At 49.1% G+C, this 11720-nt stretch carries 11 protein-coding genes; all 11 read right to left on the reverse strand.

Annotated features, from left to right (window positions below; genetic code table 11):
- Positions 1-29: 29 nt before the first annotated feature.
- Positions 30-1184: an aminotransferase class V-fold PLP-dependent enzyme gene (locus tag PSAB_RS24310; protein ID WP_025337157.1), complete on the reverse strand. Its 1155-nt coding sequence runs from the start codon at positions 1182-1184 to the stop codon at positions 30-32.
- Positions 1185-1285: 101 nt separating this feature from the next.
- Positions 1286-2128 carry a ParB/RepB/Spo0J family partition protein gene (locus tag PSAB_RS24315; protein WP_025337158.1) on the reverse strand — a complete coding sequence of 281 codons (843 nt, stop codon included), beginning with the start codon at positions 2126-2128 and terminating at the stop codon, positions 1286-1288.
- Complete coding sequence (locus PSAB_RS24320) at positions 2121-2882, reverse strand: ParA family protein (protein WP_025337159.1); 762 nt, start codon at positions 2880-2882, stop codon at positions 2121-2123. Before PSAB_RS24320 ends, PSAB_RS24315 begins: the two co-directional genes overlap by 8 nt.
- A 149-nt stretch (positions 2883-3031) precedes the next feature.
- On the reverse strand, positions 3032-3847 hold the full coding sequence (noc, locus tag PSAB_RS24325; RefSeq protein ID WP_025337160.1) for a nucleoid occlusion protein: 816 nt from the start codon (positions 3845-3847) through the stop codon (positions 3032-3034).
- Positions 3848-4482: 635 nt separating this feature from the next.
- Positions 4483-5202, reverse strand: a complete 720-nt coding sequence (gene rsmG, locus PSAB_RS24335) for a 16S rRNA (guanine(527)-N(7))-methyltransferase RsmG (protein WP_025337162.1) — start codon at positions 5200-5202, stop codon at positions 4483-4485.
- A 6-nt stretch (positions 5203-5208) separates the two neighbouring features.
- Positions 5209-7095: a tRNA uridine-5-carboxymethylaminomethyl(34) synthesis enzyme MnmG gene (mnmG, locus tag PSAB_RS24340; RefSeq protein WP_025337163.1), complete on the reverse strand. Its 1887-nt coding sequence runs from the start codon at positions 7093-7095 to the stop codon at positions 5209-5211.
- A 47-nt stretch (positions 7096-7142) separates the two neighbouring features.
- A complete protein-coding gene (mnmE, locus tag PSAB_RS24345; protein ID WP_025337164.1) occupies positions 7143-8519 on the reverse strand; it encodes a tRNA uridine-5-carboxymethylaminomethyl(34) synthesis GTPase MnmE in 1377 nt (458 codons plus the stop codon).
- 97 nt (positions 8520-8616) lie between these two features.
- Positions 8617-9354 carry an RNA-binding cell elongation regulator Jag/EloR gene (jag, locus tag PSAB_RS24350; RefSeq protein WP_025337165.1) on the reverse strand — a complete coding sequence of 246 codons (738 nt, stop codon included), beginning with the start codon at positions 9352-9354 and terminating at the stop codon, positions 8617-8619.
- On the reverse strand, positions 9351-10196 hold the full coding sequence (locus PSAB_RS24355; RefSeq protein WP_025337166.1) for a YidC/Oxa1 family membrane protein insertase: 846 nt from the start codon (positions 10194-10196) through the stop codon (positions 9351-9353). Before PSAB_RS24355 ends, jag begins: the two co-directional genes overlap by 4 nt.
- A gap of 86 nt (positions 10197-10282) precedes the next feature.
- Positions 10283-10633, reverse strand: a complete 351-nt coding sequence (gene rnpA / locus PSAB_RS24360; protein ID WP_025337167.1) for a ribonuclease P protein component — start codon at positions 10631-10633, stop codon at positions 10283-10285.
- Positions 10634-11006: 373 nt separating this feature from the next.
- On the reverse strand, positions 11007-11141 hold the full coding sequence (rpmH, locus tag PSAB_RS24365) for a 50S ribosomal protein L34 (protein ID WP_025337168.1): 135 nt from the start codon (positions 11139-11141) through the stop codon (positions 11007-11009).
- Positions 11142-11720 lie beyond the last annotated feature (579 nt).

Consider the following 11720-nt stretch of genomic DNA (forward strand, 5'->3'; position numbering starts at 1 on the left):
GATAAGACCGTCCTTTTTCTTTATCTGCTTCACCGTTTGCCGTAGAGTTCCCTCATCGCATGCAGCATCATACCGACATCCTGCTCAGTCGTATCCACACCAACGCTTGCCCGCACCGCACCGCTCTCTATCGTTCCTGCGGATTTATGCGCCAGCGGCGTGCAATGCATCCCGGCTCTTACGGCAATGCCGTATTCCCGATCCAGACGGTGGGCGATTTGCGCCGATTCTTCTCCCTCAATAACAAAAGACAGAAGTCCTGTGCGCGGAGAACCTATAGACGGGCCCAAAAATCTTATGCCGGGGATACTCCCCATCCCCTCCATTAAGGTTTGGATTAGGCCCCATTCATGCGACCAAATATATTCTGTACCCAGCGACTTTACTTTTTGAACGCCGGCAAGCAACCCCGCGATCCCTACTGTATTTTGCGTTCCCGCTTCATATTTGTCCGGCCTTACATTGGGCTGCTCGCTATACTCCGACTGGCTGCCCGTACCCCCATGCATTAGCGGCTCCAAGTCCAGATCAGGCGAAATATACAATCCTCCTGTTCCCTGTGGCCCAAGCAGACCTTTATGCCCGGGAAAGGCAAGAAGATCGATATTCATCTGTTTCACATCGATATCTACCGAGCCGGCACTTTGGGCGGCATCAACCAAGAACACAGCTCTATGTCTCTTGGCAATGTCCCCGATTTCGCCAATGGGCAGAATGCTTCCGAGCAGATTGGAGCTATGGCTGCAAATGACCATTCGGGTGTTGCTCTTGAATGTCTGCTCCAATTCCCGCAGATCCAGCTGCCCTTCCGCGTCCACTTTTAAATAATCAACTTCAATACCTTTCGTTCTCCGCAGATACTCTAAAGGGCGCCGAACTGAATTATGTTCCGTCATGGTGGAGATGACATGATCCCCTTCGCGAAGTGTCCCTTGAATGGCCATATTAAGTGACATCGTTGTATTATGTGTAAACGCGATATCCTGAGCATTGGCGACCGCGAACAGTTCAGCAAGCGCCGCCCGAGCACGGATTAACATTCTCCCTGTACCGATTGCCATAGAGTGATTCCCTCTTCCGGCATTGGCTCCCGCATGCTGCAGTGCATCCATCATCGCTTGCACAACTTCCGGTGGCTTCGGCCACGAGGTCGCCGCATGATCCAAATAGACAAGCTCCTTCAATTTCAAGCCCCCTTTTCTCATAGCATCCGCTTTTTCGTGCAAAAAACATATCCATTGTTATCCTTTTCGGATAGACCAGGATATGTTTTCCATGTGCTTGATTAATTTCCGAGCAGTTCTAGGAGGCGTTCCAAATCCTGAGCACTGTAATAGTTCAACTCAATCTTACCTTTATCTTTCCCCTGTTTAATCTTTACGGTTGTTTTGAATCGCTCCCGCAAAGTTTCTTCCACACTATCAATGTAAGGATCGCGTTTAACCGTTTTAGCTTTGGCTGCCCCTGCCGGTTTGCGATCCAAATTTTTCACCGCTTCTTCCAGCTCTCGTACACTCCACTGTTGATCGACACATTGCTGTGCCAACTGCTTGATCAGCTCCGGCTCCTTCAATCCAACAATCGCCCGTGCATGCCCCATGGAAATTGTTCCACGTGAAACAAAATCCTTCACTTCTTCCGGCAGCGTCAACAGCCGCAGAAAATTCGCAATATGAGAGCGTGATTTGCCGACCTTTAAAGAAAGCTCTTCTTGTGTAAGTGAGAACTGATCCATCAGCCCCTGATAGGCTACGGCTACTTCCATGGCATTCAAATTCTCGCGCTGCAGATTTTCAATTAATGCAATTTCCATAACCTGCTGGTCGGTAAAGCTGCGAACCACCGCCGGAATCGTTGCTTTGCCGCAGTATTGGGATGCGCGGAATCGGCGTTCACCGGCAATGATTTCATATCCTTTAACGACACTGCGTACAATGATCGGCTGAATCACGCCATGCTGACGAATGGATTCGGCCAATTCCTGAATGCTCTCTTCATTAAAATCTTTGCGCGGCTGGTAAGGATTGGCACGCAGCTGAGAAAGAGGGATTTCGACTACTTTATCGTCTTCGTTAATGGACAAGGAAGGGATTAAGGCATCCAATCCTTTTCCCAAACGCTTACTCATAAGATACCACTTCCTTTGCCAACTCGGTATACACTTCCGCTCCCTTGGAACGCGGATCGTAAGTAATGATGGATTGTCCATGAGATGGGGCTTCACTCAATCTGATGTTGCGAGGGATAATCGTCCGATACACTTTTTCCTGAAAATATTTTTTAACTTCTTCAATGACCTGAATGCCCAGATTGGTCCGCGCATCCAGCATTGTCAGAAGGACGCCTTCAATTCTTAAATGAGGATTCAAGTTTTTCTGAACCAGTCTAACGGTATTCAACAGCTGACTCAAACCTTCAAGCGCATAATACTCGCATTGAATCGGAATGATAACCGAATCGGCCGCTGTCAGTGAGTTGATGGTAAGGATACCCAAAGATGGCGGGCAATCAATAATAATGTAATCATATTGCTGTTTCACCAGTCCAAGCGCCTTCTTTAGCCGCAGCTCTCTGGAAATGGTGGATACCAATTCAATTTCCGCACCTGCCAGTTGAATCGTTGCCGGGATAATATGCAGACCGTCGATCTTCGTCTCCAGGATGGCTTCATGCGGGGCAATTTCATCAATCAAAATGTTATAAATGCAGTTTTCCACATCTGCTTTGTTTATGCCAACACCGCTTGTGGTGTTTCCCTGTGGGTCAATGTCAACAAGCAGTACCCTTTTGCCCAAAGTAGCCAAACCGGCACCCAGGTTTACAGAAGTCGTTGTTTTACCGACACCGCCTTTTTGATTTGCTATGGCAATAATTTTGGACACTTAATTCACCTCGAATAGTTAGGAAGAATCTTGTAGTCGTTCTAAGATGAGGAGCTGTTGCGGCTCTGCTCATGCTTGTGACAACTCACGGGATTAGCCGCAGAAAAGGCGGCCAATCACCTCAGGGCCGCCTTCAGCTTTGCAACACTTTATTTTTTTGGAATTTGAATCAAAATCTCATAATGGTCGCCGCGGTCATTCTCGGAGGTCTTAATTTCCATGCCGGAGCCGGTGACCATTTCTATGGATTGGCGAATCGTATTCAGGGCCAATCGTACATCCTTCGTATAAGAAATGCGTTTCGCTTTCTTGATCTTGGATGCTTCCTTATAAAAAGCGATGCGCGCTTCGGTCTGCTTGACGTTCAATCCCTTGGAAATAATCTCTCCAAGAACCTTAAGCTGCATTTCTTCGCTATCGAGCGACAATAGGGATCGCGCATGCCTTTCCGTGATTTTTCGTTCCATCAAAGCCGCTTTAACCTCTTCCGGCAGCTGAAGAAGCCGGATTTTGTTGGCAATGGTGGATTGGCTTTTACCGAGACGCTGCGCGAGACTCTCCTGGGTCAACTGGTGCAAATCGATCAGCTTCTGATATGCGATCGCTTCTTCGATGGAAGTGAGTCCTTCGCGCTGTAAATTTTCGATGAGTGCAATCGAGGCTGCCTGCGAGTTGTTGAAATCCCGGATGATTGCTGGAATGCTCTCCATCCCCAATTTCTTAACCGCCCGCCAGCGACGTTCCCCCGCTATGATCTCATATTGAGAATCCTTCATGCGGACGACAATCGGTTGAATAACTCCGTGGGTCTTAATCGTCTGGCATAGCTCATCGATCTTCTCATCATCAAAAATCGTTCGTGGCTGATAAGGACTGCTGATGACTTCATTGACCGGGATTTGTTTAATCTCTTCTCCGCTGCTTCGTTCGGTAAATCCAAACAGTCTGGTGAATTGTTCTTTCATTCCGTTCATTACCACCTAATTTCGTTATAGTACGATCCTAGACCAATTCCCGGAAAAACAATCGTACAAGCTATTCCTAATGTATGCGGTACAGGCACAGCCCAGCTCTATGTCGGCGAAACGATCCTCTTGCCGGTCCCGTTAATGTGGGATTCCCAAAAGGCCAGTCGGTCCTGCGTCATATGCTGCAAGAATGAAAAAACATTTGAACGTGCCTATACGGCGCTTGGGGCACCGCAATGTTACTATATTATTCTATCACTTTTCCGCCCATAATCCTATTCTTCGTGTAGACCTATTTTTCCGTTTTTATCGTGAAAGCTCTCTGTGAGAAAATGCAAAACGGCGCTTTTTCAATGTCGGCACAATAGCGAGTTGACCATCCATAAATCCGCAGTGTTGAATTATAAATGGACCTGATTATATCAGATCGACATTAAAATCTATTGAGCCATAAGAAGAAACGGCTTCGCCGTCCTCTGGAAGAGGAAGGCATCCGTCTCTCGTAAAAATATCAGGCTAAGGATAAGCGCGAAGCTTATACTTTCTGATATTTGAAAAAAACCGCCTTCCCATAGGAAGACGGCTTGAATCGATGCTGACAACGTAGTTTCCAAATGTTTCACGTGAAACATTCAGACAAGGGGTGTTTTGGCAGGTATACCCGCTTTTCGCGGATACTTAGCGGGTGTTGCTCCCGTTTTGCGGATAAAAATAATGTGCCTGGCAGAATCCTCTATCGGCAAGCTGAATGGCTCTACTTTTTCAAGTTGACCTCTCAGCTCTTTCAGACTGAACTTGGCTTCACTCAACTCCTCTGTCGGGTCGCTGCCCTTCATTGCGGCAAAGATGCCGTCTTTACGGACAAAGGGCAGGCAGAACTCATTGAGCAAAGCCATTCTTGCAACCGCCCGCGCTGTAACCAGATCATAGCTGTCCCGGTGGGATGTCTGACGAGCAATATCCTCAGCCCGTCCATGAATCAGCTCGACCCCTTCCAGCTTCAGTTCATCGCAGACATGCTTAAGAAACGAGATCCGCTTGCTCAGTGAATCGACGATCGTTAGCTTTAAATGAGGAAAGGCAATTTTAAGCGGGATGCCCGGAAATCCGGCACCGGAGCCAATATCCGCCATCCGTTCAACGGCCTGCATATCCACAAAAAAAGAAAGAGACAGGGAATCATAAAAATGCTTCGTATATACCTGCTCACGTTCGGTAATACCGGTAAGGTTCATTTTTTCATTCCAGCTGACAAGCTCCCGGTAATAGCTTTCAAACTGGTCCAGCTGCTGAGAGAGTACAATCCCCCGCTCTTCCAGCCGCCGGACAAATTGTTCTTGAATCGGGTCCATTGATTCTTATCCTTTCGCCGCGGTTACCCGGTTATAATGCTCCAAATGCACCAGAAGGATGGAGATATCGGCCGGGGTCACGCCGGAAATCCGAGATGCCTGGCCAATGGAAATCGGACGGATCTTCGCCAGCTTCTGCCGGGCTTCGATGGCCAATCCATGAATATCGCTGTAATCGATATCGTCCGGAAGCTTCTTCTGCTCCATCTTTTGCAGACGCTCCACATGCTGAAGCTGCTTTTCAATATAACCTGCATATTTGATCTGAATCTCGACCTGCTCCTTCATCTCCTCATCAAGCGAAACCTGTGGCGGGGAGATTTGTTCAACAAAGGTATAGTCCACTTCCGGACGGCGCATCAGGATCAGCAGGTTGCTGCCGTCTACAATTGGCGCCGACCCTTTTTCCTCCAGGGCAGCATTTACTTCGGACGGTTTAACCTTGGTGTCCTGCAGTCTTTGAATTTCCTGCTCGACCTTCTGTTTCTTATCTACAAAAGTCGCATACCGTTCTTCAGAGATCAAGCCGATGTCATAACCGACCGGAGTCAAGCGAAGATCGGCATTGTCATGGCGAAGCAGCAAACGATATTCTGCGCGGGAAGTAAGCAGTCGGTACGGCTCATTCGTTCCTTTAGTGACAAGATCGTCAATCAGTACGCCGATATACCCTTGAGAACGGTCCAGAATGACCGGATCTTTGCCCTGCACCTTGCGGGCCGCATTAATACCAGCCATAACCCCCTGCCCTGCCGCTTCCTCGTAACCGGAAGTACCGTTGATCTGTCCAGCCGTGAACAGTCCAGGCAGACGCTTCGTTTCCAGGCTTGGCCACAATTGGGTAGGCACCATAGCATCATATTCAATAGCATATCCATTACGCATCATTTCAACCTTTTCCAGACCGGGAATAGAGCGCAGAATCGAGAGCTGTACATCTTCAGGTAGGCTGGTAGACAAGCCTTGAACATAGTATTCGGCGGTGTTTTGCCCTTCCGGTTCAAGGAAAATCTGGTGCTTCGGCTTGTCGCTGAAGCGGACCACCTTGTCCTCGATGGACGGGCAATAACGAGGCCCTGTTCCTTCGATAATGCCAGTAAACATCGGCGCCCGGTGCAGATTGCTATTAATGATCGAATGGGTCTCTTCCGACGTATACGTCAGCCAGCAAGGAAGCTGCTCGTTCTCGGAAGATTTGGTCTCATAGGAGAAGAATTTCGGATGCTCGTCTCCCGGTTGAATTTCGGTTTTAGAGAAGTCAATCGTATCTTTGTGCACACGCGGCGGGGTTCCAGTCTTAAAGCGGACCAGTTCAAAGCCAAGCTCACGCAAATTCTCCGAAAGTTTAACCGACGGCTGCTGATTGTTCGGCCCGCTTTCGTAAGTCGTCTCCCCCATAATGACCTTGCCGCGCAGATATGTGCCCGTAGTCAAAATAACGGACTTACTCCGGTAAATTGTTCCGGTCTTGGTGATTACTCCGGCGCATTCGCCGTTCTCAACGACGAGCCGCTCAACCATTCCCTGCCGCAGCGTCAGATTCGGCGTCTTCTCCATCGTTTCTTTCATTGTGTGCTGGTACAGAAATTTATCGGCCTGGGCGCGCAGCGCATGAACCGCAGGTCCTTTACCGGTGTTCAGCATGCGGAGCTGAATGAACGTCTTGTCGATATTCCGTCCCATTTCACCGCCCAGAGCATCAATTTCACGAACGACATGCCCCTTGGCAGGTCCGCCAATGGACGGGTTGCAGGGCATGAAAGCGATCATATCCAGATTGATCGTCACCATCAAGGTGCTGCAGCCCATTCGGGCGGCGGCGAGGGCAGCTTCACTGCCGGCATGACCCGCGCCGATGACGATCACGTCATAGCTTCCTCCTTCATAACTCATTACATTTCCTCCTTTTATATGAAAACGGCGCTCTATGGCCGCCAAACTTATTTTCCTAAACAGAATTGCGAGAAGATTTGGTCAAGCAGCGAATCGGCTGCCGTATCCCCGACAATTTCGCCCAGCTGCTCCCAGGCAAGCCGAACGTCGATCTGAATCATATCGATCGGAATCAGCTGCTCCGCAGCTTCATGGGCATCCTGAAGCGACTTGTGCGCTTTTTTTAGCAGAGCGATATGGCGAACGTTGCTGACATAGGTTAAATCCCCCGACTCCAGCTTTCCTCCGAAAAAGAGTTCCGAAATGGCTTCCTCCAGCTTGTCGAGGCCTTCCTCTTCCAACACGGACATCGGCACGATAGCCGACTCGTCAAAATATTTCAGCAAAATATCTTTATCCAATTTCGGCGGTAAGTCCATTTTATTCATGATACATAAAACTTGTCTACCGTGGATTTGTTCCATTAAAGTTAATTCATCCTCGTGCAGAGGTTCACTGTTGTTCAGCACAAACAAAATGAGGTCGGCCTCATTGACGGCGGCTTTGGAACGTTCCACCCCAATTTTCTCGACCACATCCATCGTTTCACGGATACCGGCCGTATCCAGCAGTTTAAGTGGTATATTGTTAATCGTAACGAATTCTTCAATCACGTCCCGGGTTGTACCCGGAATATCAGTTACAATCGCTTTGTTCTCCCGAGCGAGAGCGTTAAGCAGAGATGATTTCCCTACATTGGGGCGGCCGATAATGGCGGTGGTAATCCCTTCACGCAGGATCTTTCCCTGGGTTCCCGTCTTCAGCAGCCGCTCGATTCCTTCCATCACATCACGGCTCTTGTCTTTGATATATTCAGCCGTCAGCAGCTCCACATCATGCTCCGGATAGTCGATATTGACCTCAATATGCGCAAGTGTCTCCAGCAAGCTTTGGCGAAGCTGCCCGATCCGCTGGGAAAGGGACCCGTTAACCTGCTTCAGCGCAACGGAAAAAGCACGGTCGGACTTCGACCGGATAAGGTCGATTACTGCCTCCGCCTGAGATAAATCGATTCTTCCGCCCAGAAAAGCGCGCTTGGTGAACTCCCCGGGTTCTGCAAGCCGGATCTGCTGCTGAAGCAGAATGTCCATTACTCTTCGCACAGAGATGACGCCGCCGTGGGTACTGATCTCCACCACATCCTCGGTGGTAAAGGAACGCGGGGCCCTCATGACCGTTACGAGCACCTCTTCCATGATTTCGCCGTTTTCGGGATGTACGATATGGCCGTAATGAACGGTGTGACTCTCCGCTTCCGTCAGCGGAATCCGGCTGCGGAACAAAGGCGCCACCTCAGAAATGCTTTCCGGCCCGCTTACCCGGATAATGGCGATTCCTCCCTCGCCTACCGCCGTCGAAACGGCAGCAATGGTATCGCTGATCATGCTTACCTTCACCTTTCTAATGATGTAATAACCGGCATAGACAGGTTAAAAAAACAATGACCCCTTACTATGGTCAAGGAGTCATTGCGGCTATATTTCACTGCTTCAATGTAATAACAACACGGCGGTTCGGCTCTTCGCCCTTGCTGTAGGTGTTCACCTGACGATGATCCTGGAGCCGCGAATGGATGATCTTTCGTTCCTGCGGAGACATGGGCTCCAGCACGACTTCCTTGCGGGTACGAACGACTCGGCCCGCCAGCCGATCCGCTAAATCCTCCAGCGTCTTCTTGCGCCGTTCGCGGAAATTCTCCGCATCCAGCACGAGGCGGACAAAGCTGTCGGAATAGCGGTTGGCAACGATATTAGCCAAATATTGCAATGCATCGAGAGTTTGTCCTCTTCTGCCGATCAGCAGTCCCAGATCCGGACCGGAGATTTGCAGCGTAGCGGCATCCTTGCCGTGAACGACTTCCACTTCCACATGGAGTCCCATGCTCGCGGCCACATCCACAATAAAACGAATGGCCTCTTGATAAGCTTCCTTAATCGGATCTCCGGAATCCTGGCGGGGCGCGCCCCCGGTCGCCTCTTGTCTCGTCTCTGGTTCATTCTGCTGAGGCAGTGACGGAGCACTCGCCGCTGGCACCGGTGCAGGATCAGTCAGCAAGGTGAGCTCCACCTTCGCATCCTTCACACCGATAAGCCCCAGGAATCCTTTTGATGGCTGCTCAAGCACGGTTACCGTGACCTTGTCCTTTTCGGCTGCCAGCTGGGCAAGTCCGCGCTTCACAGCTTCTTCAATGGTTTTCCCTGTCGCGACGACTTTGTTCATTTGGACTTTTTGGCCTCCTTCAACTTCGATGCCTTACCGCTATTGCCGGAATCGGCGCCGGCGACCGCCGTTTGGGGAGGAGTACCCTTTCCCCGGTACAAGAAATAGTTCTGACCGATCGTATACAGGTTGCTGAATACCCAGTACAGCGGCAATGCGGACGGGAAGTTGTAAGACATAATGAAGATCAGAACCGGATAAACCATCAGCATGAACTGCATAGGGCCTTGCTGCTGAACTGGATTCATCGATGACATCATCTTTGTTTGCAGGTATGTCGTAATCGCGGCGAGAGCCGGCAGGATGAACAAGTGGTCAGGCTTTCCGAGCTGCAGCCAAAGGAAGGAATGCTCCCTCAGATGGGGGTTGTAATAGATCGAATTGTAAAGAGCGATAAAGATCGGCATTTGCACAACGAGCGGCAGACAGCCGGCCATCGGATTGACTTTATTCTCCTGGAACAGCCGCATCGTTTCCTGCTGAACCTTTTCGGGATTGTCTTTATATTTTTTCTGGATTTTTTGAAGCTCAGGCTGGATGGCCTGCATAGCCCGCGAGCTCTTCACCTGCTTCATTGTAAGCGGGAGTATAAGCGTACGGACAATAATAACCATTACCAGGACGGCCAGGGCGTATTGTCCGTGGAACCAACCGGCAAACGTCTCAAGCGCCAAGGCAAAGTAATAAACGACATTGCTCTGCCAGAAGCCCCCATTCTTCAAATCCTCCGTCGTATGCGTAACCGTTGTCGATTGACTGCAGCCCGACAGAACGGCCACCATCATGACCATAGCTGCGATGAGGAGAAACCATTTTCCTCGTTTCGTCTTCAGTAGAGACACTTCATAACCCCTCTCTTAAACATTCCATTGCACCGTAAATCATACCATATTTATGAAGACAAATAAACAAGCCCAGAGCCGTCCATTTATTTGCGCGAAGCCTTGAGCAGCTTGGCTTTTCGCAGCACATGAAGCACGCTTTTTTCAAGCTCCGCATAACTCATGTCGAGTGCCCCTTTTCGGACGATGAACACCATGTCCAATCCGCCGGCGATCTCGGCCTCATGATGCCGCACAATTTCCTTCACAAGTCTTCTCATCCGGTTGCGGACGACGGCGTTTCCGATTTTTTTGCTGACCGATACGCCGGCCCGGAACCGCTCAACCTGCTTTCTATTGAACCAGTACACCACAAACTGATGGTTCGCAAACGACTTCCCATGCCTGTATACGCGGCTGAAGTCGGCGCGGTTTCGTAAACGCAAGCTTTTATGCACGAAAAATCTCCTTGCTCAAAGTCCAAAATCAGGATCTTCGAAATTTTTCTTCTTATTATTATAGTCACCGGAGGAGGTTACTAAACGAACGGACCAGCAGGAGGGCCGCCATCTCTCCCAAAAATACGGTCATCCCCTTATTATGCAAGAAGAAACGGCTAATCTATCCTCAAAAAAAGGACGTTACCCGTTTCTCGTGACCGAAGACCAGGAAATAAGCGGTGCTTATTCCTTCCAATATACAAGAAGAAACGGCTGCGCCGTCAAATATTGTAGAAGGGCATCCGTTTCTCGTCGAAATATAGGATCATAGAAGAGCGAAAGGAGGCTTATTTGAAAAAAAAGACCACCGCAGTGGTCTTATTGGCCTGACTTACGCACTCAGAACTTTTCTGCCTTTCAGGCGGCGAGCAGCCAGCACTTTACGGCCGTTTTTCGTGCTCATTCTTGCGCGAAACCCGTGCACCTTCTTGCGCTTGCTTACATTCGGTTTGAACGTCGGTCTCATGTATTGCACCTCCCTTGCAGGAACTTAAATGACTGTCAAAAAACGGCTTGGCCGTTCTTGCTGGAACAGTATCCACAAGATCATCATTTTCATCTATCTGAGAAATTTCCTCGCAGAAAACACCTTTATATATTAAAGCATAAATCTCCTTTAAAAGTCAACTGCAATCCCGCTCCCTTGCTCCCCCTCTCTGAACGGCAGTTTATCCACAGCTTGCTTGCCCGAACAAATAATCCACAGCCCTTCAAAGTTATCCACTTGTGCTCAAAGACCAGCGGTAAATTCTGCGCTTGATGGACAATCTGTGTATAAAAAAATAAACAAGTGCCGGAAAATGTCGAACGGTAAACAAATTATCAACAATATGTAGTATTGTGGCTATCAATTATACACAAGTGGTTGAATTTGTGGATAAAATCCTCGGGTTCATTGAAAATCAAGGGGAGTTTTGCTATGATGGTATTACTTTTGATTGTGAATAGATTTGAATGTCCTACATATTATCAACAAGTTGTGGATAAAGTTGTGAACAATTCAAGTTTATCCATCTTTTTTTGTCTTCTCTTCCTGCTTATTGGG

Source organism: Paenibacillus sabinae T27 (assembly GCF_000612505.1).
GTDB classification, from domain to species: Bacteria; Bacillota; Bacilli; order Paenibacillales; family Paenibacillaceae; genus Paenibacillus_AQ; species Paenibacillus_AQ sabinae.